At 45.4% G+C, this 23,830-nt stretch carries 22 protein-coding genes and 1 pseudogene; 11 read left to right on the top strand and 12 right to left on the bottom strand.

Annotated elements, in window-relative coordinates; all coding sequences use genetic code 11:
- Window positions 1-370, bottom strand: a pseudogene (locus tag AK963_RS00575) (helix-turn-helix domain-containing protein); the annotation flags it as partial.
- Between the two features lie 103 nt (window positions 371-473).
- Between AK963_RS00575 and AK963_RS00570 the strand changes: the two are divergent.
- The 8 genes from AK963_RS00570 to AK963_RS34820 all read left to right on the top strand — a co-directional run bounded on the left by AK963_RS00570 (window position 474) and on the right by AK963_RS34820 (window position 7,382).
- Entirely contained in the window at window positions 474-668 is a 195-nt protein-coding gene (locus AK963_RS00570) for a hypothetical protein (protein ID WP_066013140.1), read from the top strand.
- Window positions 669-1,073: 405 nt separating this feature from the next.
- Window positions 1,074-1,715, top strand: coding sequence for a Crp/Fnr family transcriptional regulator (locus tag AK963_RS00565; RefSeq protein ID WP_066013136.1), 642 nt, complete (start codon window positions 1,074-1,076; stop codon window positions 1,713-1,715).
- A 171-nt stretch (window positions 1,716-1,886) separates the two neighbouring features.
- Window positions 1,887-3,113 carry a NupC/NupG family nucleoside CNT transporter gene (locus tag AK963_RS00560; protein ID WP_066013134.1) on the top strand — a complete coding sequence of 409 codons (1,227 nt, stop codon included), beginning with the start codon at window positions 1,887-1,889 and terminating at the stop codon, window positions 3,111-3,113.
- A gap of 97 nt (window positions 3,114-3,210) precedes the next feature.
- Window positions 3,211-3,933, top strand: a complete 723-nt coding sequence (gene deoD, locus AK963_RS00555; RefSeq protein WP_066013162.1) for a purine-nucleoside phosphorylase — start codon at window positions 3,211-3,213, stop codon at window positions 3,931-3,933.
- 117 nt (window positions 3,934-4,050) lie between these two features.
- Window positions 4,051-5,421 (top strand): guanine deaminase, encoded by a 1,371-nt coding sequence (gene guaD / locus AK963_RS00550; RefSeq protein WP_066013132.1) that lies wholly within the window; start codon window positions 4,051-4,053, stop codon window positions 5,419-5,421.
- 426 nt (window positions 5,422-5,847) lie between these two features.
- Complete coding sequence (locus tag AK963_RS00545; protein WP_066013160.1) at window positions 5,848-6,363, top strand: GNAT family N-acetyltransferase; 516 nt, start codon at window positions 5,848-5,850, stop codon at window positions 6,361-6,363.
- A gap of 95 nt (window positions 6,364-6,458) precedes the next feature.
- Window positions 6,459-7,082 carry a Gfo/Idh/MocA family protein gene (locus AK963_RS00540; protein ID WP_202969695.1) on the top strand — a complete coding sequence of 208 codons (624 nt, stop codon included), beginning with the start codon at window positions 6,459-6,461 and terminating at the stop codon, window positions 7,080-7,082.
- A 6-nt stretch (window positions 7,083-7,088) separates the two neighbouring features.
- Complete coding sequence (locus AK963_RS34820; RefSeq protein WP_202969694.1) at window positions 7,089-7,382, top strand: hypothetical protein; 294 nt, start codon at window positions 7,089-7,091, stop codon at window positions 7,380-7,382.
- A gap of 15 nt (window positions 7,383-7,397) precedes the next feature.
- Here AK963_RS34820 and sctV read toward each other — a convergent pair whose 3' ends face one another.
- Genes sctV through AK963_RS00525 form a run of 3 tightly spaced genes read right to left on the bottom strand, consistent with a single transcriptional unit; the run spans window position 7,398 to window position 10,229 of the window.
- A complete protein-coding gene (sctV, locus tag AK963_RS00535; protein ID WP_066013130.1) occupies window positions 7,398-9,479 on the bottom strand; it encodes a type III secretion system export apparatus subunit SctV in 2,082 nt (693 codons plus the stop codon).
- 45 nt (window positions 9,480-9,524) lie between these two features.
- Window positions 9,525-9,818 carry a tetratricopeptide repeat protein gene (locus AK963_RS00530; protein ID WP_066013128.1) on the bottom strand — a complete coding sequence of 98 codons (294 nt, stop codon included), beginning with the start codon at window positions 9,816-9,818 and terminating at the stop codon, window positions 9,525-9,527.
- Window positions 9,819-9,830: 12 nt separating this feature from the next.
- Complete coding sequence (locus AK963_RS00525) at window positions 9,831-10,229, bottom strand: hypothetical protein (protein WP_139117176.1); 399 nt, start codon at window positions 10,227-10,229, stop codon at window positions 9,831-9,833.
- Between the two features lie 235 nt (window positions 10,230-10,464).
- Between AK963_RS00525 and sctC the strand changes: the two genes are divergently transcribed.
- From sctC to AK963_RS00510, 3 genes are all read left to right on the top strand, one after another.
- Complete coding sequence (sctC, locus tag AK963_RS00520) at window positions 10,465-12,792, top strand: type III secretion system outer membrane ring subunit SctC (RefSeq protein WP_066013124.1); 2,328 nt, start codon at window positions 10,465-10,467, stop codon at window positions 12,790-12,792.
- Window positions 12,793-12,819: 27 nt separating this feature from the next.
- Window positions 12,820-14,337, top strand: coding sequence for a glycerol-3-phosphate dehydrogenase (gene glpD / locus AK963_RS00515; protein ID WP_066013158.1), 1,518 nt, complete (start codon window positions 12,820-12,822; stop codon window positions 14,335-14,337).
- 66 nt (window positions 14,338-14,403) lie between these two features.
- Window positions 14,404-15,321, top strand: coding sequence for a gluconeogenesis factor YvcK family protein (locus tag AK963_RS00510; protein ID WP_066013123.1), 918 nt, complete (start codon window positions 14,404-14,406; stop codon window positions 15,319-15,321).
- An 8-nt stretch (window positions 15,322-15,329) separates the two neighbouring features.
- On the opposite strand, the gene AK963_RS00505 is transcribed toward AK963_RS00510, so the two are convergent.
- From AK963_RS00505 to AK963_RS00470, 8 genes are all read right to left on the bottom strand, one after another.
- On the bottom strand, window positions 15,330-15,971 hold the full coding sequence (locus AK963_RS00505) for a sugar transferase (protein WP_066013122.1): 642 nt from the start codon (window positions 15,969-15,971) through the stop codon (window positions 15,330-15,332).
- 32 nt (window positions 15,972-16,003) lie between these two features.
- The gene (locus tag AK963_RS00500) at window positions 16,004-17,200 is read right to left on the bottom strand and encodes a glycosyltransferase family 2 protein (RefSeq protein WP_066013121.1); all 1,197 of its coding nucleotides are present in this window, start codon (window positions 17,198-17,200) and stop codon (window positions 16,004-16,006) included.
- Complete coding sequence (locus AK963_RS00495) at window positions 17,197-18,291, bottom strand: glycosyltransferase (RefSeq protein WP_066013120.1); 1,095 nt, start codon at window positions 18,289-18,291, stop codon at window positions 17,197-17,199. Before AK963_RS00495 ends, AK963_RS00500 begins: the two co-directional genes overlap by 4 nt.
- Window positions 18,288-19,793: a GumC family protein gene (locus AK963_RS00490; protein ID WP_066013118.1), complete on the bottom strand. Its 1,506-nt coding sequence runs from the start codon at window positions 19,791-19,793 to the stop codon at window positions 18,288-18,290. Before AK963_RS00490 ends, AK963_RS00495 begins: the two co-directional genes overlap by 4 nt.
- Window positions 19,783-20,295 carry a hypothetical protein gene (locus AK963_RS00485; protein WP_066013117.1) on the bottom strand — a complete coding sequence of 171 codons (513 nt, stop codon included), beginning with the start codon at window positions 20,293-20,295 and terminating at the stop codon, window positions 19,783-19,785. The genes AK963_RS00490 and AK963_RS00485 overlap by 11 nt, the downstream gene beginning before the upstream one ends.
- Window positions 20,296-20,525: 230 nt before the next feature.
- On the bottom strand, window positions 20,526-21,656 hold the full coding sequence (locus AK963_RS00480) for a glycosyltransferase (RefSeq protein WP_066013116.1): 1,131 nt from the start codon (window positions 21,654-21,656) through the stop codon (window positions 20,526-20,528).
- Entirely contained in the window at window positions 21,649-22,374 is a 726-nt protein-coding gene (locus AK963_RS00475) for an acyltransferase (RefSeq protein ID WP_066013114.1), read from the bottom strand. Before AK963_RS00475 ends, AK963_RS00480 begins: the two co-directional genes overlap by 8 nt.
- A gap of 55 nt (window positions 22,375-22,429) precedes the next feature.
- Window positions 22,430-23,830, bottom strand: coding sequence for an O-antigen ligase family protein (locus AK963_RS00470; RefSeq protein WP_066013113.1), 1,401 nt, complete (start codon window positions 23,828-23,830; stop codon window positions 22,430-22,432).

Below are 23,830 nucleotides of genomic sequence, written 5' to 3'. Positions count from 1 at the left end.
CATGTTGTAACTGGTATCCCGCATCGGTCTCATAACGAACCGTTGCCAGGCTTGGGCGCAGCGCCCGTTTGGGATGAATGTATTCACGGAGAAGGGATATCTTGCCGGTGTAGCCCATGGATGTAATCCGGTCGAAAATGACCATGGCATTCCAGATGTTGTTGGCCAACATCTCGTCCACCGTGGACTTGAAAGGGTCGAGCTTGCGGGGTTTATGAACCGTTCGCTTGCTCAGCGAAGGCGGATGTTTTCGTTTGAGTTGGCGCTGAACGGTTTTGACAGAGCAGTTCATCTTGTCAGCAATGTCAACCAGGAAGCAGCCCTCTTGTCGAAGCTGATGGATCATATAGAAGTCCTCTCGATTGGTCATGGCGCTGCTCCCTGCTTGATACCAACAGGAAAACAATCGGCCAGAAAAGGGTTAATCGGGAGGTCAAATTAAACTGGTGTTTTGAAGACTTATTACATCGGTGATGACACTGGTTCGTGAATTATCCATGGAGTCTTATACGGATGTGCTGGCAAAAATGATAATACGGGCTCCAGAAGGACTGCTGTTTCATCGTTTGACAGGTTCTGGAGAAAGGCAATATCTGCTTTCACCGCAGTGGACAATGCATAAGTGGGATATTCTTGGCCTGCTCTATAGAAAGTTGGAAGCCAACTGAAAATAGTGACGATTTCTATGTTCCAAAAGATAGGCTGCTTGAAAAAGCAGTCTATTGTCTGATGTTTTTATTTTTCAGAGTTTAATGCATTCAGGTTTAAAGCAGCTTTTTATCACAGAAAATAAGATAGAACTGTTCTGTTTTAAGTAGGAATTTCGATTTCTACTTAATGTGGTATATCAAACTCATCAACTCCTTTTAAATAATCTCATATTACCCAGACCGATTACGTTTATTACCGCTGGATACATGCTTGTGTAATGGCATAATCACGGCAATTCAGGTCATTTTAACTGGTAATAAATCAGATCGAAAACTAATAAAAGTCAGATTTTGCGTAGTTAATAACCGAACTAAGCCGTGAGTCTATTGCAAAGAGTTGATTATTTCTCTTGGGGAGGAGTTGTGCTCCGGGATTTTGATACAAAGATCTACCATCGTTTATTGACCATCCCTGGGGGAAAGCCTGTCAGATATGCTGCAGGGCAGGTTATCTGTTTTCAGGGTGGAGAAGCCAATGCACTTGTAGTTGTTTCCGGGGCTGATATAAAAGTGCAGTATGTCTCTGCCTCGGGAAGAAAGTATACTCTGGGGCAGGAAGAGAATTACTTTGGTGTTCTGGGTGAGATGGAGTTGTTCAGTGGCTCGGGAACTCACATGTTGAGTGTCACTGCCGTAAACCCGGTTGTTGGTTATCAGCTAACCAGAGAGAAGATACTGGGGGCTTTGACCAAAATGCCTGATCTCGCCCTGGATTTTCTGGCCCTGATGTCAAACCGTTATCATACGACGGTAACCAGAGCGATGGAGAATATTCTTTATGGTCTTCGATTTAATGCGCTCAAGAGGCTTGTTGACCTTTCTGAAGCGGCTGGTCACGAGCAGTTCCTGATCGCCCAGGATATTGAAGCTGAAAGTCTGGGTACGTCATCCCGTGCTTACCGGAGGATTCTGAAGAGCTTGATTGATGAGGAGCTCCTGGAAAAGGAAGGAAATGCTTTCAGGTTTATTAACCTTGATCGGGTTTTTTCAGAAATACAGATATAAGTCAAAAAATGCTCAACTTTTAACAAAAACGCTCTTCATGCGGACAATTGTCCTTTTTTGTTGTGCCTCTATTGAATCAAGATAGGGGCAATTAAGGCCAGCCTTATTTCTTGCGCTGTTTTCATTGAAAACTGTTAAACCGTTTTTCTTGTTTGTTGTTAGGGGGCACTCATGGGAATGTTCATGAGCCTGTTTGGTATGGCAATGCTGATTGGAATTGCTGTACTTTTTTCGGAAAACCGAAAGGCGATAAATGTACGAACTGTAATAGGTGCATTACTTATTCAGGTCGCCTTTGGTGCATTTGTTATGTATGTCCCAGCAGGTCAAACTGTTTTGCAGATTGCATCGAATGGTGTGCAAAGCGTTATCAATTTTGCCAATGATGGCCTCGCTTTTGTATTTGGTGATCTCGCCCGGTTTGAGGTTGGTTTTGTTTTTGTCATTAATGTTCTGTTTGTCGTGGTATTTATCAGTGCATTAATTTCGGTTCTCTATTATTTAAATATTATGCAGGTAGTCATTAATGTGATTGGTGGCGCACTGCATAAACTACTTGGCACCAGTCGTGCTGAATCACTCTCTGCTACAGCCAATATATTTGTGGGTCCAATTGAAGCGCCTTCCATGGTCAGGCCATTTGTTCAGGGAATGACGCGCTCCGAAATTTTTGCGGTGATGACCGGTGGCCTGGCCTCTGTTGCTGGAGGCACTATGATCGGTTACATCAACCTCGGTATTGATATCAAATACATTCTGACCGCCTGCTTTATGACGGCGCCAGCAGGCTTGCTGTTTGCCAAATTGATTTGTCCTGAAACGTCGACACCGGCCAATAATGTCAATGATGTTATTGATCAGTCAGACGAGAAACCGGAATCCATTCTGGATGCGATCACTCAAGGTTCCATGGTTGGCTTACAACAGGTGGCTTGTGTAACCGCACTGCTGATCTCTTTTGTCGCCATGATCGCCCTTGTTAACGGCATTGTCGGTGGGCTTGGAGGCTTGATTGGTTTTGACGGTCTTACTGTTCAGAGCATTCTTGGTTACCTTCTGGCACCACTGGCCTTTGTGATGGGGGTGCCCTGGAGTGAAGCGACACAGGCAGCTTCTTTTATTGGTCAGAAAATCGTTATCAATGAGTTCGTGGCCTACATCGACTACGTGAAAGTTGCCGCTGAACTTTCCCCAAAAACTCAGGCAATTGTGACATTTGCGCTCTGTGGCTTTGCCAATATCGGCTCTGTAGCCATGGTGGTTGGTGGCCTTGGGGGCCTTGTGCCCGGGCGTAGAAAGGAAATGAATACGCTGGCCATGAAAACGCTTCTGGCCTCGGTTCTAGCCAACTTGATGAGTGGAACCATAGCCGGTTTGCTGGTTGGGCTTGGAAGCTAAATCTTCAAGCCTGTCACCCTTTGTCGTTTATCGTAAGGAGTTGGCAGGCTTTGATCAAATAACTCTTCAGAAAGACGTATTGTTGGAGTTCAAGTCAGTGAGTACTGCACATATAAATGCGAAGCCAGGCGATTTTGCTGAAACGATTCTGATGCCAGGTGATCCGCTTCGAGCCAAGTTCATCGCTGAGAACTATCTGGATGATGCAAGGGAAGTGACTAACGTCAGAGGAATGCTGGGCTTTACCGGAACCTATAAAGGTAAGCCAGTATCCGTAATGGGGCATGGTATGGGAATACCTTCCGCGTCCATTTATTTTCATGAGTTGATTACGGTCTACGCAGTTAAGAACCTGATTCGTATTGGTAGCTGTGGCGCTATTCACGACGATGTAAAACTGATGGATCTGGTGATTGGTATGGGGGCCAGTACGGACTCTAAAGTGAACCGAATCCGTTTGAGAGATCATGATTTTGCTGCACTGGCTGATTTCTCTCTCCTACGGACTGCTGTTGAGCAGGCAGAAAAGAAAGGTCTTTCAGTCAAGGTGGGTAACCTGTTCTCTTCTGATCTGTTCTATCGCCCTGATGAAGATCTGTACCCATTGATGGCCAGTCATGGCATTCTTGGAGTAGAGATGGAGGCGGCTGCACTTTATGGTGTTGCTGCGGCACTCGGAGCCAAGGCACTGACCATTTGTACTGTTACTGACCATATTCTCCGTCATGAAGCGCTTGGAGCAGATGAACGCCGCACGACATTGGATGATATGATTACCCTGGCACTGGATACCGTTGACCAGATGGATGCCAGAGGCTGATATCAGCGTAGCAGCAGGCTTTACTATTGATTAATTGAATGAGCGTGGTTTCTTGTTAAATCACGCTCATTTTTTATAAAAGCTTCCTTTGAATCCAGTGAGTCCATAGGCTTTGTTATGAATCACGATGATATTATTTTCGGCATTCTGGGCAACGCTTTCCATTGCCCGGTGCCCGGAGAGTTTGAATTTCTTGAAAATGCCCTGATTACAGTGAATGCAGAAGGTGAAATTCTCGGGGTTGCAAAACCTTCAGAGTATAGCAATAGCCCAATTGTTGAGTTTCTGGAAAATCAGGGACGTTTACAGCGGTTGACTGACAAACAATACCTGATTCCAGGTTTGGTTGACCTCCACTGTCATGCACCACAGTGGCCTCAAATGGGTAAAGGGCTGGATTTGCCACTGTATGACTGGCTTGAAAACTATACATTTCCACTTGAGGCTCGGTACCAGGACCTGGATTTTGCCCGGCATGTCTATAGAGACCTGGTACAGTCAACATTAAGCAGTGGGACAACCAGCGCGGTTTACTTCTCCAGCATCCATCTTGAGCCATCCAAAGTGCTTGCAGATATTTGCCTGGAGAAGGGACAGCGGGCTTTTATAGGTAAAGTCTGCATGGATAACTCCGAGCAGTGTCCTGATTATTATCGACAGAGTGCTGAGAAGAGTCTTTATGAAACGGAAGCGTTTCATCAGTATGTCTTCGGTATGCTTGGCAATCATGGTTTGGTTTCACCAGTTGTCACACCACGGTTTATACCAAGTTGCACAGAAGGGCTTCTGAAGGAACTCGGGCAGTTTGCTACAGATAATGACTGTTATGTTCAGACTCATTGTTCTGAAAGTGACTGGGCAAGAGAGTACAGCTGTCAGAAGTATGGTGAAACCGATATCAGTATCTATGAGAGAACAGGGTTGTTAGGCAGAAAGACAATTCTGGCACATTCCATATTCCTGACTGAGAGAGATACTCTGAGAATTCAGGAATATGGTGCAAGTATTGCCCATTGCCCTCTTTCTAACATGTATTTTGCCAATGCAGCTATGGGAACCAGAGAGATTCTCGACAAGGGACTGCATTGTGGTCTGGGCAGCGATGTCGCTGCCAGTGTTAGCCCTTCCATGCTGCGTTCATGTTTTGATGCTGTCAGTCATTCCAGAGTTCGGGAGGAAGGTACTTCAGCCAGGCTGACATCTGAAGTAAGGGGGGAGCCCGGTACAAGAATATCATTTCTTGACGCTTTCTGGATGGCCACTGCAGGCGGAGGGAAAGCACTGGATAAATCCACTGGGTTGTTTCAAAAGGGCTTTTGTTTCGATGCTGTTTTAGTGGATACAAATATTCAAGATTGTGACTTGAAAATCTGGAAAACCCTGGATGAGCCTTCAGATATCCTGGAAAAGATTATCGCAACAGCTCATAGGCAGAATATAACGAGAGTGTGGGTGCAGGGTAAGGAAGTCATCAGCAAGACAATGTGATTTTGAGTGCAGTGGCTACAACGATTTTAAGACGGTAGTCACTGTTAAACTATTTATTCGGGACTGATAATAATTATTGTTTTTTTAAAGGTGTTAAATATTTAATTTGATTGGATTGTTTAATTTCTATTGATATGAAATCATATTGATATCTTTAATAAGAAATAAGAATAATAAAATCGCCTGAGTTTTGAAGGAAAAGTTATATTTGATATTATAATTCAGTCCCAAAGATGTTTGGGGCTTTCATCTTTATTTCCCTTTTACAAAATCAAGCCTGCTAAATGGATTAGATAAACTAAAACTTCAGCTTGGTTGGATAATTCTCGGTGTATTAAGTCATATCTATGGGTTCTATGTAAATCAATAAAGCCCATGGTACTTTTGCCGATGTTTTACCTGATAGCTGACTATCAGGATAATGATATGCATATAGACTTGGGTAATGGTTACTGCCTCAGAAGGTTTCTCTATGGTGATGCGATCTCTCTGGCCAAGCATGGTAATAACTTCAAGATAGCCAGAAACCTTCGGGATACTTTCCCACACCCCTATACCATAGAGCATGCCAGAGCCTGGGTTCAGCATGTAAAGGAACATGAGACCAGAACTCGCTTTGCTATTGACTATGGCGGTGAAGCTATTGGTGAGATCGGGTTTGTAGTTCAACTGGATGTTCATCGTTTTGGTGCAGAGATTGGCTTTTGGGTCTCGGAAGATCACTGGGGTAAAGGTATTATGACCGCAGCGCTCTCTTATGTCTGCCAGTATGCATTTGATGAGATGGGGCTGGTTCGTATTTTCGCTGATGTACAGGCACGAAATGATGGCTCCCGTCGTGTGCTGGAGAAATGCGGTTTTGAACTTGAAGGTGTGATGAAAAAGCATGTCTATAAAGAAGAGCAGTTTGTTGACCAACTGGTTTTTGCATTAGTGCGCTAATTATAATTTTCTCCTCTTCTCTCATTTAGTAACATTACTTCTACCCCTTTTTAAAGGGGGAAGTAATGTTGTAGCTAAAGGCAAGAGAGAAAATAATGAGAATTGGTTTGATTGGCCTTGGAGATATTGCTCAGAAAGCATACCTGCCGACTCTTTCTGAGTACCCATCCATTACGCTGGTTTTGTGCACTCGAAACAGTCAATTACTCAATGAGCTTGCTAGGAAGTATCGGGTAAACGACTTTTGCAGTGATTATAAACAGATGATTCAATTTGATCTTGATGCTGTCATGATCCACAGCGCAACATCATCTCATGTGGAAATAGCGACTTACTTTCTTAAGAATAGAATCCCTGTTTTTGTGGATAAGCCTTTATCAACTGACTATAGTGCCTGCGAGAAACTTTATGATCTGGCCGAACGAATTAGTCAGCCGCTTTTTATTGGCTTTAACCGACGCTACCTACCCATTCTACGTGAGCCGCTGTCCCAAGAGTCAGAAGTATCTCCACTGCTTTCTATCCGATGGGAGAAAAACCGACATAATCTGCCCGATTTTGCTCGTACCTTTGTCTTTGATGACTTTATCCACCCTCTGGATAGTGTCAATAGGTCTGCAGATGTTAATACTGGAGATCTTCTGATTTCAGAGCAAATGTCGGGCTCTGTAGTTAACCGAATTGATGTTCAGTGGCAGTCTGGAAGTACGTTTATATAGACTTCCATGAACCGGTTGAATGGCATTACCAATGAACGAGTTAGTTTGAACTATGAAAACCGCTCATACCTGTTTGATAGTTTTCAAGCCGGAGTGCTTCAGGAAAATAATCAGGAACAGATAATTCGTCTTTCGGATTGGACTCCTATGCTTGTAACCAAAGGGTTTTATGGAATGATTGAGCATTGGTTGGACGTCGTTTCGAAAGGGAAGTTAGCCGAAGATGTGATTGCCAGAAATCTCAGCTCTCATCTGCTGGCTGAAACGATCTGCCAGCAGGTTGAGAAGCGCATCCGTTAAATAGATGCTTTCTTTTTACAGAGATATACGGCCCAGTGGTTGAACGGTAATCTCTTCCGTTAACTCCTGGTGTGAAAGCACTGCCAGATCATAGACTTCAAGCTCCAGAAGTTTTCGGACATAGCGGCGTATATCCATTGAAGTGATCAGGACAGGCTTATGCTCAAGATGGCCAATTTTGCCGACAGAGTGCTTAACGTTTTCTACAAACTGAGCAGAAGTCGATGGATCAAGTGCAAGGTAGCTGCCAGCTGAAGTCTGACGGATACCTGAGCGGATGGTATCTTCGACATCCTGATCAAGTAGGTATACTGGCAGCATGTTCTTGCCGTTTGAGTACTTGTAACTGATGTAACGCTTTAATGATGAGCGTACATACTCGGTTAACTGAACAACCTCTTTCTCCTTATGTCCCCAGACAACCAGGGACTGCAGAATAGAGCGGAGGTTCCTGATTGATATATCCTCAGATACCAGGCGCTGGAATATCTCGGTGATCTTGTTAACGGGTAACAATCTTTGGACTTCCTTAATCAGTTCACCAAAACTGCTTTCCATTTTTTCCAGAAGGTAGCGTGTTTCCTGAATGCCAACAAAATCTTCTGCATATTTCTTCAGAACATGTGCCAGGTGGTAAGTCAGAATTTTTGGAGAATCCATAAAGTTGACATTGTTACGCTCAAGTTTGTCTTGCTGGCTTTCATTGACCCAGAGAGAGTCGAGACTGGGTAGAAATGCATCGCCAACTTCATAAGGTATCTTCAGCATGTCCAGGTGCTCATTACTCTCCCTGACGAAGAGTGAGCCTGGTTTGAAATAGCCAGATGCGACCGGAACCTCCTGTAGCAGTATGCTGTAGCTGTTCTCATCCATGGAGTCATTAAATCGCAGGTGTATACCGGGAAAAGGTACCCCAAGATCCATGTAAAGTGATTTCCGGACTTTAAGCAGCTCTTCATTCAAGGAGGATGTGTTCAGGCTTTTCTGTACAGAGGTAGGGACGTCAATAATCAATGGCAGAGTTTGTGTAAACTCTTCCTGCTGGTCCAATCTGGATTTGGCCTCGCTGGGCGTTTCTGTCGCTGCGGCCATGGCAGGAATACCTCCATCTTCCTCCGCTGTACGGGCTTTTTCCGCTTTCTTCATTAGAAAATAGCCACCACCACCAATGGCTGCTGCGAGACTCATAAAGGTTAGTGTTGGAAAACCGGGAATCAGGGCAAAGCCAAGTAACAGTGCGCCACCAACCATCAGGGCTTTTGGTTTATCAGTAAGTTGGGTGCCTATTTCATTACCCAGGTCTTTGGCATCCTCATTGGATACCCGGGTAACGATAATACCAGCCGTAATGGAAATCAGCAGAGCCGGAATTTGGGAGATAAGGCCGTCACCAATGGTCAAAATAGCGTAGAGTTGCAGTGCTTCTCCACCGGTCATACCTTCGCTGGTTCCGATAGCTACTCCAGCGGTTATGTTAACAAAGATGATAATCAAACCGGCAATAGCATCACCTTTTACGAACTTCATGGCTCCATCCATCGAGCCAAACAGCTGACTTTCTTTGGTGACCAGCTCTCGACGGCGTTGGGCCTCTTCCATTTCGATGGCCCCGGCACGAAGGTCAGCATCAATACTCATCTGCTTGCCAGGCATACCGTCCAGAGAGAAACGGGCACTGACTTCTGCTACACGCTCAGAACCTTTGGTGATGACCAGAAATTGCACAATGGTGATGATAAGGAAGATAACCACACCCACAGCCAGGCTTCCACCGACTACAAAATTACCAAATGTATAAACAATCTCACCGGCGTCAGCCTGCAGAAGAATCAGACGAGTGGTAGTGATGGACAATGCCAGTCGGAAGAGGGTCGTTATGAGAAGTACTCCTGGAAAAGATGAGAATTCCAGAGGTGACTTCAGATAGATGGATGTCATCAATAGTAAAGTAGATATCCCCATATTCAGAGCAATGAGGAAGTCTACCAAGGGGGTGGGCATGGGCAGAATAATTAGCCCAATGACGGAAACCAAAAGACCTGCCAATACCAGGTCGTTTTTCCCCCCCATGTTAAGTCCGGGTAACAATTGTGACATAAGAACCTGCCGTCTTTATGGGGGGGCAGGCTAATGTCTTGAAGATCAGCGGCTCAGTGCAGCTTTTCTCTTCTTGAGCAGGGCTCGCCCCTTGATCCATTTAATAGCCCGGACATCACTGCCAGGCCTTGCGTATTTTAGGAAATTATCGGCTGCGCGAATGGATTCTTCAGGTCGTTCTGCCTGTAAGTAGGCATAGCTGAGCATACGATAAATATCGGGGTTTTTCTTGTCTATTGACATCAGTGCTTCTAATAGAGCGATGGATTTTCTGGGCTGAAGGTATTCAAGATAATACGAAGCCTGTGACAGCATCCAGGTTTTTAATGACTTATCCATTTCAATAATCCTTTAGCTGGCAATCAGTACATTGCGACACATCATTAAATATTCACTGTCTTCTTTGGCTTTCTCTATTACTGACAGTGCTTCTTTCATTATTTTGGCATTAGGGCTGTTTTCAGACTGTTGTTTTAAAAAGTCGGAAAGAGAGTCGATTGCATCCTGTGTGAAACGATAATGTTCCTCGGGACTTGAATAAATATTCTGGCCAGAAATATTGGTGGCAAACTTAAGCTCACGGTTCTCAAAATTACGGCTCATATCCAGTGCCTTCCAGGTGTAATCAACAACTTTGTCACCGGAGGGTTTGAAATTTGATTTTGATTTTGGAAAGTCAGAGTGAACTAATGCACTGTCGATCCTTGAAATACCGGAAATACCACTACCGAAAGAAACTGATGCTGCCATGATAATGCCCGCCTGATAATTTAATCCTTTCGTTCTATCGGCTGGCATATAGAGTGATTAACGGAATTTCCTCATGTTAATTATTTTTTTGACGAAATACTGGTGAATCCAGTTTGTTTTCCGATAAACTGGTATGTAACGAACTTTTATTGACACTCTCGAAATTACAAGGCATCTATTCATTAAGGGCTGTTGAATAAGCTGGAGCAGACATGAGCATGGAGGCACGCGTCTGATGGGCTTTATAAGAAATACCCTGATAATCCTGTCCCTTTTACTGGCGGTTACCTTTCAGGCGCTGGCAAACTGGTCATCTGAAGAGCCGCAAACCAGAAAGCATGTAGTGCGTCCTAATGAAAGTCTGGAAGTTATTGCTGGCAGTTACGGGTTTGAGGTAAATGAGCTTGCCCGCTATAACAAGCTGGATACTGCTCAGGAATTACGGGTAGGACAGGTTATCTATTTTCCATCCGACATCGTGCCGGATCAGCCCGACCTTCCTTCAGTTGATCAGGGGAGGGCTCTGGATGCCAGAGTATTTCCCAATTCAGTTGGGGACTCTGTTGATCAAGGCAGGCCATTAGATGTCAGAGAGTTTACCAATGCAACTGGACCCTCTTCTGATCATGGGGCTCCGCTGGATGCCAGAAACTTTTCCAATATAATTAGCGCCCCTGTTGATCATAGGAGGCGACTGGATGCCAGAGCGTTTCCCCAGCCAGATAATTCATCTGTAGATGCAGAAAGAGCACGACTAATGCCATTTCTGAATGATGAGCAGCTGTCCGGGAAAGAGGCTGATATCTCCCAGTATGGCAATCAGACTCATTATGCAGCAACATCTGATTTTGATTATAACTATGCTCAGAAAGATGACCGTCAAAATGTAAATGAAAGGCCCCAGTACTCTTCAAAAAACCTCTATATGATTCGACCAAACTCGCCATCAGGAAACAGAATGGTTATTTCTGCAGAGGAGGCTATCCGGGATGCGATTGACGATTTTGAAGGTACTATTGGTGATGATGAATCACCTGCCCTGGCCGCATTCGGTGTTCGCCCGTATGCCTATTTTGGGAATGGGGACAGCTTGAAGGAAGTTTTGCAGAATTTTGCGGCGAGCTATTATATGCCAGCCATCATAGCGGATACGGTCGTTGGGGAAGTTAATGGCAAGATTGGCCCTATGACCCCTGTTGATTTTTTGGATCATCTGGCCAATATCTATGGCTTTATCTGGTATTTTGATGGGCATACCCTGTTTGTTTATGACGGAAGCGCCTCCAGCCAGCAGATTATCAGCTTAAACTATTTACCGATAAAACAGCTCAAGAAAACCCTGAAAAAGATTGGTATCTGGGATGGTCGCTTTTTCTGGAAAGAGCAGCCTAAAGAAGGTCTGGTCTTTATTTCCGGGCCTCCCCGTTATATTGAACTGGTTTCTCAGACAGCATTGATACTTGATGCGAAAGAAGGAGAGCGTCAGAAAAGTAAATTGACGGTTCGCACTTTTCCGCTCAAATATGCCTGGGCAACTGATAAGTCATTTACTTTCAGAGGTCAGCAACTGACCGTTCCGGGAGTAGCCACTATTTTGACGAGGATTATTAAGGGTGGTGGTGTCGCTCAGGTTACCAAGCAGGGATTGCCGAACACATCAGTGACTCCGGCAGAGAGTGTCAGTAAATCCGGTGAGCCAGCCCCTGCGGATAGCTCAGAGTCATCCGCAGGAGAGCAGTTGAATGCCGGTGCGGTAGCCGATGAAATTTATATCAATGCTGATCCACGACTGAATGCGATCATTGTGCATGATCTTGAATCCAAGATGCCAATGTATGAAGAACTGGTCGCTTCTCTTGATAAACCGACTTCTCAGATAGAGATCAGTGTTTCAATTATTGATATCAATACACAGGATCTGAAAGCCTTGGGAGTCGACTGGAATAATTCCGGTAGCTCAAGTGATACCAAGTTTTCTTTTACACCTTATCCAAATGCCCCGGCTCCAAACTATACAACTATTGTCTCCAGTGCTCTTGGATCATTTAATGCGAACTTACAGCTGCTTGCTGATGAAGGTAGGGTCAAAATTGTTTCAAGGCCGTCTATCCTGACACTTGATAACATAGAGGCCATTCTTGATAACAGCAGTACTTTTTATGTATCCGTAGCCAGCAATGAAGATTCTGAACTATTCCCGGTAACATCTGGGACAGTTGTTCAGGTAACTCCAAGAATTGTTCGTGAAGATCAGGGGCGACGTATTCATATGAGTGTCAATATTCAGGATGGTACGGGAAGCCAGGGGACAGAAGATATTGGGAATAAACTGCCGGAAGTGACTAATAGCTCAATTAATACTCAGGCTATTATCAGTGAGCAAGAGAGCCTGTTAATCGGTGGTTTTTATAAAGAGCAGGATGAACAAAAGCTTACCAAAGTTCCATTATTGGGTGATATTCCGGTTCTTGGTCATTTGTTCCGTGCAGAGTCAACGTCAAAGATCAAACAAGTACGCTTATTCCTGATAACGCCACGTATCATTGGCTCAACAGACACCTGATATCACTTAAGGGAAATCATTTTGGCAGTGGCTGAACAGGCAGCGGATTATGATCTTCTGGTGATTGGCGGCGGTATTAACGGAGCTGGTATTGCTTATGATGCTGCCGGGCGTGGTCTGAATGTTTGTTTATGTGAGATGGGGGACTTGGCAGGTGCTACATCCTCCTCCAGCAGTAAATTGATACATGGCGGGCTTCGTTATCTGGAGCAGTACGAATTTCGCCTGGTCAGAGAAGCGCTCGCAGAGCGGGAGACGCTACTGAAAATAGCGCCTCATATCACCCAGCCCATGAGCTTTCACCTTCCTCATCAATCCACGGTGCGGCCTGCCTGGATGATTCAACTTGGTTTATTCCTTTATGATCATTTGGGGCGGCGGAATACGCTGGTAAGTAGCCGTAGAATCAGGCCTGATGAAGACAGCCCGTTAAAATCTTCTTTCCAGACTGTATTTGAATACTCAGATGCCTGGGTAGATGATGCTCGGCTTGTGTTATTGAATGCCTTGGGCGCTCGTGAGTATGGAGGCGTCATCTATACCAGAACCCGAGTTGTATCTGGCTATCGTAAGAATGATTTATGGCACATCGGCCTTGAAGATCTGCTGACTGGTAAGACCAGAGAGATAACAGCAAGGTCACTGGTTAATGCTGCTGGCCCATGGGTTACTGAGGTTTTGTCGGGATTATCAGAAAAGTCAGCGAATAAAATACGTCTGGTAAAAGGTAGCCATATCATTGTTCCTGCCATTCACCTGGGAGATCAGGCCTATATACTTCAGAATAAGGACAAAAGAGTTGTTTTTGTTATCCCCTTCCTTGGAAAGTACTCATTGATAGGTACGACGGAAGTTGAGTATAGCGGTGATCCATCAAAAGCCACTTGCTCTGATGAAGAGCGTGAATACCTGTGTCAGGCAGTGAATGATTACTTCAGAAGAACTATTTCCGTAGAGGACATCATCTGGGAGTATTCTGGTGTCCGTCCGCTGTTTGAGGATGAAGCCAGTGATGCCCGTGCGGTTACCAGAGATTATGCTTTCGAATTAGAGGATAAAAATGGCAAGGCTCCCTTACTGTCAATTTTTGGAGGCAAGCTGACAACATACCGTAAGCTGGCTGAACATGCTGTGGGGAGACTATCTCGCTATTTGCCGATTGAGGCTGGCTGTTGGACAGGAAATCGATTGTTACCAGGAGCTCAGCCAGTTGATCAGTGTTTACTTGAACTACGAAAGAACTATCCATGGCTTCCTGATGAGGTGGCTACACGTTTTGCGCACAGTTATGGCTCTCTAGCTCATGAGTTCTTGGGTGAAGTATTTAGTGTTCAAGAATTGGGAATTCATTTTGGCGCAGGTTTATATCAATGTGAGGTTGATTACTTGATCCATAAAGAGTGGGTGATGGAGGGGGATGACCTACTGTGGCGTAGAAGTAAGCTTGGGCTTTTCCTGAGAGCCGAAGAATCTGGTGTTTTGGTCGATTATATTCGAAGCAGTGTTCAGCGTGCTTTGTCCTCTGGAATGTTAAACAGGCTCTAGGCTCATGTTGAAACATATAGCGAAAGGCACGATATACCGTACTTTATACTCATAAAAGAACTTGCCATGTATTCTGTAAAAACACTTTATCAGTGTCGCCGGATCGTTGCTATTGGTGGTGGGCATGGCCTTGGGCGGGTCATGGCAAGCCTGGGGTTTCTCGGAGAGCGCCTGTCAGGCATTGTTGCTACAACTGATGATGGAGGGTCAACTGGTCGACTCAGGGATGGCAGTGGCTGTATTGCATGGGGGGACCTGAGGAACTGTCTTAACCAGCTGTGTTCGGATAGCCCTAACCTGGCGCGGATTCTGTTTGAGTATCGCTTTAAAAATAGTGGTGATATCAGCGGGCACAACCTGGGCAACCTGATTTTACTGGCAATGGATCAAATGTGCGTTCGCCCATTAGATGCCATAAACCTGATTCGCCAGATGTTACAGGTAGGCGCAGAGTTGATACCGATGTCAGAAGAGCCTGCTCGCCTTGGCGCTATTGTGGATGGGCAGGAAGTGGTTGGTGAAACAACTATTGATTCTCTGGATAAATGCCCGGAGAAATTGATGATTCTGCCGGCTATCCAGGCGACAGATGAAGCTGTCACCAGGATAAAAGAGTCAGATATAATTATCTTAGGGCCGGGTAGCTTCATGACCAGTATCTTACCTGCGATCTTGATGCCAGAAGTGGCAGAAAGTGTTCGTAACAGCAATGCTTTAAAGGTATTTGTGGGGAATATTAATCAGGAAATGTCTGCTGTCGGAAAAATGTCCATTAGCGATAAATTGTCGTGGATGAGTGAAATGACGGGCGTATATCCAGATGTGTTATTGTGGCCTGCCGAGAATGAACAACCTGAGAAACTTCAATGCGATATACATACTATGCCACTGGCGGATACCTTCCAGCCAGGTGTGCATAGCCGAGAGGCCTTAAGGCAAGGTCTGGATGAGATTGCCGGCGTTCTGTTTCAGCATGAGACTTGATTACCGTTCTACTGTCCCCTGCCTGTTACCATGACAAAAATGGTTTTAAACATGACGTAAATATCCATTTTCAGCCATTCCCAAGGGCTGCTCAGAGACAGAGCGTAGGCATGGTCATAGGCAACTTTATTTCTCACGTCATTCAATGTTTCATCATAACCCATGTTTACCTGGGCAAGCCCGGTAATGCCGGGAACTACATCAAATGTTCGCTCACTGTAAAATGGAATGTTCGCTTCCAGTTTATTGTACATTCCTGGCCGTTCAGGTCTTGGGCCTACAATGGCCATATCCCCAACCAGCACATTCCAGAGTTGTGGAAGCTCATCAAGGCGCGTTTTTCTCAGAAAGTTACCAGTTTTGGTAATTCTTGGGTCATTTTTCTGAGCCCAAACCGGACCGGTTCCTGACTCAGCATCATTCCGCATGGTTCTGAATTTTTTCATCATGAATAAACGAATATAGTTTTCCTTCTGATAACCAATACGCATCTGCTGATAAATTATTGGTCCAGGGCTATCAAGACGAATGGCCAGTGCGATAAAGGGAAACAGTGGCAGGGTGATGGCCAGCCCGGCCAGAGCGATAAGAATATCCATTAATCGTTTGCCCATTGAGGCGAGAGGATGGACATAGGTTGACTCTTTCATGGGTACACTCCTTAAGTACGTGTTTAACATCCTTAGGTTTCAGTATTTACTCTTTTCCATTGGCCTTTGGTTTGGCCTGAAAGGTAGTTAATTAAGCCGATAGCCATGGCTATGTGCCCGGATACCAGGTAAAAAAGTACTCTCAACCTCTTATGATTGGGTTGTGAGCGTCGGAAGATATACAATACCGTGATGCCGTAAATGCCCAGCTGAACGAAAAGAAAAATCTGAAAAATAGTGTATGACAGAGACAGTAATGCTGAAGACGCCAGTGCCATAAACAGAAACAGTGGCATGAATGGGCGTAGAAATTTTCCTGAAAAAAAGTTGAATGCTATCTTTCCAAACTTTGGATGTAATAAACCTGCGTGGCGAAGGGCCTGTTGAATATTTCCGGCAGCAATTCGCTTTCTTCGCTGGAAATCCATTTCATTACATGCCTGCTCGAGTTCCATGGCAATTATTCTCGGGTCATAAAGACATCGATATCCCTTCAAAATTATTTGTACAGGCAGGGTGAAATCATCATTGATTGTATCTGCGGGGATCAGGTCAAACAGCTCGCGGCGAAAGGCGTAAAATGCACCGTGCACACCGAGTGTTGCCCCCAGAGCACTCTCTCTTGTTTTAATGCTTCGCTGATACTGCCAGTAGGCCTGCTCTCCAACACTGAGTGATTTTAAAAAGTGGTAGCTACCACAAATTACCCCGGTGTTTTCATTGCTTAAGTGAGCCGCAACGACTAACAGACTGTCGTTTGATAAAAGTGATGACACATCGGAGAGGGCAACCACACTGCAACGGGAGAGGCTGATGGCCTCATTCAAAATAGCTACTTTTCCACAATTTTCAGGCTTTTCAACTACCGATAAGTTCAGGTGGCTGCATTCAGATTCGGCCAGTGTCTCATTTGCCAGCTGAGCAGTACCATCGGTACAGCCATCGCAAACCAGAACTACTTTTAGCTTATAGTCTGGGTAATCAAGGGCTGCAAGGTTTCTAATTTTTTCCTGAATAGTGCCAGCTTCATTATAGGCGGGCATGATCAGACTGATACTTGGCAGCATATGATCAAGAGGCGTGATTTGATGGCGTCGGTGATAAAAGTTGGGTAGTGTGTTTTCCAGTCCCTGTGTCAGCATTTTCAGAACAAGGGGATAACCAATATGGTGATATACAATCACCATGGCTGCCATGAAGAAGATAACTAAGGCCAGCCACTCGATCATATTGACCTCCCGCAATACAGGTCATCGTATTGACTGATCATTCTCTCCAGGTTGCAATGGTTGACCACAAAATTGCGTGCTGACTCCTGATTTTCTTTATTGATGCCTGAAGAGAGCTGTGCTTTGAGCGCTGTTTCCAATTCCTGTGTACTTCCGGCTTTTATCAGGATTCCACTCTCTGGATCAACCGCTTCACGACAGCCGCCAACATCGGTCATGACAACGACTCTCTGGCAAGCCTGAGCTTCCAGTGGTGAGAGTGGAAGACCTTCTTTTTTTGATGCGAGACAGAAAATATCAATAGCATGGTAGAAGCTGGGCATATCATCAATGACACCCAGAAAGTGTACCCGTTGCTCTATATCAAGCCGTCTGGTCAGATTTCTAAGTTTATGCTCAAGCTCTCCACCACCGGCAAGAGCAAGGTGTGTATTGTCTGGTAACCTGGAAAAAGCATGAATCAACAAGTTATGGCTTTTAACCTCAGTAAAACGTGCTGCACAACCAATAATGGCCGCATCCAGGGGGAGGTTCAGTTTACTTCTGGCTGCCGCCTGATCTGATGGTTGGAATTTATCCGTATCAATGCCATTAAGAACGACTGACGGCGTAAAGAGTGGGATATGTTGTCGAATACTGGTTGCAACCAGCTCTGCATCTGCCGCGACGGAAGGTTTAAGCAGATGGAAGCAGGCAGCTACCAGCCAGCGTCGCTTTTGATTGTTAAGATGCCACGCATCATGCTCAGTATGGATATGACCACATCGGGCCAGTTTGGCTGCAACTCCACCATAGATAAGGGGACCAACATGATGGGTATGAACCACATCAACATTAAGCTGTCGTAAAAGTTGAGCGAGCTTTGTAACGGTTGAGAAACTCAATCCGGGAGGTTTGGTAAGAAAGTGAACCCTTTCCATACCCTGAAGTCGTGGCCAATGCTCAATAGCTCCAGGCAGTGTCCCCTCAAGGCTGATAATATGAACATTCTCGGGTTTTCTGGCTTTTCGCTGTATGTCTAAAGCCATTGTCTCGATCCCGCCCGGAGCGAGGTGCTGTACTATCTGTGCTACAACGAGAGGTGCTGTCATGATGATACCTCCCCCTCATCGAACCAGTCTTTTTCCGGATCGTAAACCAGGGTTGGTGCTGCGGGCATTGAAGGTATCCTTGCCAGAACGGGGACGCCCGCAATTCGCTCAATACTGTCCTGAAGTCGCAAGGTGGTATCGGATATCTCTGAAATCGCTGCCAGACCGGTACCGATACCCAGACCGGCAAAGAGGCCTGCCACAATAAATAATGACGCGGGAAGCTTGTTAGGGCTGCTGGGTGTGAAAGGTTCGTCGATGATTTTAACCTGTTCTGATTCCTGGTAAGCGCTCAGGTCTTCCGTTACTTTTGCCATGACATAACGGTTAAGAAAATCATCATAAAGTTTTTGTTTAATACCGAAGTCACGTTGCAGTTCAACGAGAGTCCGCTCTACTTCAGCAAATTGCTGCACTTTATTCTGGAGCTGGTCGGTTTGTTCTTTAATATTTTTCACTTCATTTTGAAGGCTGTTCACTTTGGCTTTGGCTTCCTGAACCGCCTGAAGCTGAGTGGCCAATATAGTGGTTTGTGTTCCCTGGGGGTGATCCATTGAAACAGAGGGAGTTGATGACGCCAGATTCCAGAGACGCTGAATATCTTCTGTTTTAAGCTGACTGCTTTCGGCAATCATTCTCTGCCGCTCAGCTTGCAATCTATCGAGTTCTCTTACCAGCGTCTGAACCTTGCTGTGTCTCTCTGTATAGCGGGAGCGAAGCATACTCAGCGTAGTGCGAGTGTTAATAATTCGCTCTTCAAGCTTACCGATAACAGGGTTGGTTTGAGCCAGGTTACCATTGAACTCTTCCATTGCGGCTTTGGCTCCGGCCAGTTCGGTCTCTTTTTCCATTAACAACTGGCGGAGTTCAGCCAGCCTGGTTACGTTCGCTTTATGGAGTTCAGGAAGTTCCAGTGCGAATCTTGCCTTGTATTCAGACAGTTTCAGCTCAGCATCAGAAAGCTCCTGGTGACGGCGGTCTACCTGATCCTTGAGAAACTGGGTTGAGGCAACCTGCCATGATTTTTGGGGGGCCTGAACCAGGGTAAGGAAGTGTTTAGTGACTTTGGTCAACAGCTCTTTAATATCGGTTTTGTTCTGACTTCGATAATAGATTTTGACCAGATCACCGCCGAAGACGATGGACAGTGAGCGTGAGAGCTCATCAATGGCTTCATCAATTTGCTCTTCTGACGAGGTATGGTCGATAAGCTCGACGGCCTTGGCAACGCCTTTTAATACCTTGCGGCTTTTAAGGAGAATTTTCAGTGCTAACTGTCGTTCTTCCAGGTTGGTTGATATGGTGAAGTCTTCCAGAATTGGGTTTAACTCAGTGGTATTCTGAAGAAGTATGGTGGTATGTGCTTCATAATATTTGGGGGCCATGAAGCTGGCAATAAAACCAACCACCGGCATGATGAGAATAGGCACACAAATAGTGTAACGACGGCGCCAGGCTGCACTGAGAAGTCGGAAGAGGTTTCTCAGGATTTCACTGGACACCTTTACCTCCTGAAATATTATTTCCCACCGCATGAATGGTGGCTGAATCAAGATCCAGTTCAGGTTGGTAAACCAGCTCTATTTTTTCGCTGTATTGCTCCAGTATATTCTTGAGGCTCTGTAGCCTTGCCCAGGAGTCATTCAGTGTTTTGAAGGGCTGTCCAGCGGAAGAAGGAGCTACAGAAATAATGATATTGAGGTGCTGGCTCTCGGGTAATGAATTAAAAAATAGTTCGATGACTTGTTTATGCTGACTATTAACCTCTAATTCCTTTTGGGTGAAGTTGATAGACAGCTGGCGGCGATACATGTTTTTTGAAATAGGTAATGAGTTTTCTGTTTCATTTATTCGAGTGATGGCATCGGCAATCTGCTGTGTTGATCTTGCTTGCTCCTTATCCATCAGGGTCTGAAAATTAAGTTGTGATTTGCATCCGTAAAGAAATGACAGACTGAAAAAGATCAGTAGGACAAAGATGCGGGATCCATATCGCTTAATCACGGTGACTTCCCTGTTATCAGCTTCAAATTACTCTTCAGTCAACTAGCTCGGTGGTAGATTGTCATTGATTGACAGTTTTTTGTCCTTCAGCGAACAGTTGATTACCCTGATAGCTAATAGTGTTAGCTTCTATGACGCTTTTTTGCAATAAACACAGATGTTTATGCTTCATTACTATTAATTGTAGCCTCTGTTTTTGAGGAGAAATTAATTAAATGAGCAGAGTGTTTTTACCGTGATAAGTGGTTGATCAGTGCTTCCAGCTGAGTGGCTCTGTGCTGCCATGATTCGGTTGAGACCCTGGCCTGCCGGTTGGCTTTTTCTTCCCTTTGATCATTTGCTCTCAAAATTACTCTGGAAAATGGCTCTTTAGGTGACTGAATTGCAACGAGATTCTCATATTCTCTAGCAGCAGGAAAAGAGGTGGAAGCGATGGGAGTACCCGATGCAAGATATTCTCTCAACTTCAGTGGATTACAGGCCGCTATCTGTTTGTTATTTCGAAAAGGCAGCATGGCTACATTCCAGTGCTGAATATAGGAGGGCAGCTGATTATGGGGTTTGGCTCCCAGAAAGTGTACATTTGGCAGAGCCTGAAGGGATGAAATATCTGTTTTAATATCGCCGATAAAAACAAACTGCCAGCTGGGTAGGGCAATGGCAGATTGAACCAGTAAATCCGTTTCCAGCCAGGCAGAAATACTTCCGTAGAAACCGGCAATTGGACCACTATCCGGAAGATCATGGGGTTTAGCTGCCGGTGATGAAAAAAGCGGGTAATCAACACCGTGAGGCAGAATTATGGTGTTAGGGTGAGTAAACTTCCTGGCCAGTGTTTTGCTGACGACAAGGATCAGGTCAACCTTTTCAGCCAGCTCCTGCTCCAAGGGTTTAATCATTTTGTGATCAACACCGTCAAGGCCTTCAAAATCATCACCACAGTAGTAGATAGAAGCCTGTTCATTCAAGCTACCCACCAGATCGACGGCAGTAGGCAATGAGAGCCAGAGAATAATCTTATCGAATCCTTCCTGATCTATTGCTCTGTTAATGTCTTTCAGTAAAAGTCGTTTGTTAAGCTGGCGAACCAGTTTTAGCCTGTGAAAAGGAAGAACTTTTGGGTGGATGATAACCGGTGTTATTTGCTCTGATGATGTTTGTGCAGGCTTGCCAGTTCGCCTAAGCATGGCCATCATCTTTTGAAAGACTCTTTTTATATCCCGTAACGAAAGCTGTGGCGACCTCATTCCAATGGAGTTTACCCAGATTACCCGATGCCTTTTCATTAAATGACTGATCAGGTGCTGGGTACTGGAAGGCAAGCCTCCCCAGTCTTCTCCAAATACAATGAGATCAGCCATTGTTGTTCTCCGATGGCAAATCCAGTGATTTGATGACCTTGGCAGGAATACCTCCAGCAAGAACACCTGGAGGCAAGTCTCTGGTGACAACGCTACCAGTGGCTACAATCGTTCCTGCTCCGATGGTTACACCTCCCATAACGGTAACCCCAGCTGCCAGCCATACATCATCTTCGATAATAATACTGCCAACCTGATCATCACTATCCGGTTCTCCCCGGGCTCTGGCTACCGGGTCAACAGGGTGCCCCGGGTATCCAACCAACCTGACTTTAACAGCCAGCCGAACGTTATCTCCAATCTCAACGCGATCACCGACAAAGATTTCATTCTGCCAACTGATACCGACATTATTGCCTATCTTTAGTTCCGGCTTTTGGTGGCCTGAGGCTCTTCCACTGATGGTGGTATGGCCTGATAGTCTGCAATGGTCACCCATGGTGATTGTTAATGGCCCCAGTAGCAGAGGCATACCTGAATAGAGGTAGAGTTTCCTGGGGGTATTGGCGAGTTGGGATTTGAACACCGGTGTCCAGTAGAAAATACGAATCAGACTACTAAAAGCCCCAGTAATCATTTTATGCAGCTGATACAGTAAGCCATGAAACGGTCTGATTACCGGCATTTCAATGCTTCGAATGGATTTCAAAAAGGAGAAAAGAGCCCTTCCTGCGACAGAGTCACTATTTTTTATTCGGGCTTTTAGGCTGTCTAGCATGTGGCAAACCCTTGCCGTGTCTGGTTTCCGCTAATCTTTTAACTATAGACGCTTTTTAAATATCTGCGTCTTCTTTGATTGGGTAGTGATTGTCCATAAAGTTGGCAATGGCAATACTGATTGATGTGATGATGTAGACTGGCCAGAGAAATCCCTGGCTTAGAAAGGTTCCAGATACACAGAAGCCAACTAGCCCGGCGTAGGTGCCTATCGCGATAGCTGTCATATGGGGATCATACTCTGGAGACCCTTTATTTCTGTCAAGCCGCATCAGGGAGCTGCGTATCGACATGAAAATGGTGAAAATCATAAAACCGAAAAGGCCAAAGCCAACAAATCCTGACTCTGACATGACCTGAAACCAGGTGCTGTGGGTTACGTGTGCCTGACCCTCTGCTCGACTATGGGTTGCATAATCCCAGTAATTATCCAGAAAGAGTGACAGGCCAACGCCGGTCATTGGGTTTCTGAGGGCCATGTTAAAAGCTGCTTCCCAGGCATGGATACGGCCCATGGCCGATTCATCAACGCCATCCTCTGCAGCACCACCGGATTTTCGGTCGCTGATACCAGCGGCAGCTACCAATATCATCAGAGCAAAGCTGCCGATACTGATGAGCAGTAATTTTGATTTGATGATGCGAAGACCAAAGATACCAAACACGGCAACAGTCGCCAGTAAGCCGCCACGGCTTTGTGTCGCAATGATTGATGAAACAAAGACGACAATACCAATCAGGCCAAGAAGCGTTCTGATCTTGCCGGTGCCTTTGGTGGTTGCGAATGCCACGGCATAGCTCATGGGAAAGCTGAGAACCAGAGACAGGTCGTTGGGGTCACCCAGACTGGTGCCCGGAATCGTGACACGGGTTTCCTCCACCATACCAATACCGTTGGCATTGTTATATAAGGTGACGCCGCCAACAGCCAGACCAGAGCATATGATCAGAAAGTGAGCCAGTTTGAAGTGCCAGTGCTCGGTCATCAGCCATGAGATAGCCAATACCATGATGCCGATTTTCATATAAACACTGGTGAAGCTGCTGAAGGCTGAGGGGGGATAGCTGGAAAATGCTATGCCAATCACGACCCAACCAAAAAAGCGGGCAAAAATGGTATGTTCATGCCGCCAGTAGACCTGAACTTTCTTGGTCAGGATGATATGCCAGGCCAGAACAAAATAGGAACCCAATGCGGTTAACAGCGGGATCTTGATGGGATCCAGCTGAGGAAAAACTTCATGAAGCCGGAAAAATGAGAACATGATAAAAATCAAACAAACCACAAAGGGTTTTTTAAGAATAAATATCAACCCAAGAGGGATCACTGCAAGTGGTAGCAAGGCTATAGGGTGTGGGAATATCAGACTAGGCAGTGCCGCAAGTGTGCAGTAAACGGCGACGGTTACTGTCTGGTAGCGATTAATAAACAGCCGTTCGATGTTGGGTAGCTGCAT

Origin of the sequence: Endozoicomonas atrinae (genome assembly GCF_001647025.1) — a bacterium.
In the GTDB taxonomy this organism is placed as follows: Bacteria; Pseudomonadota; Gammaproteobacteria; order Pseudomonadales; family Endozoicomonadaceae; genus Endozoicomonas; species Endozoicomonas atrinae.
Note: the sequence above shows the minus strand (reverse complement) of the source record. Positions and strands in the feature narration are given on the sequence as shown.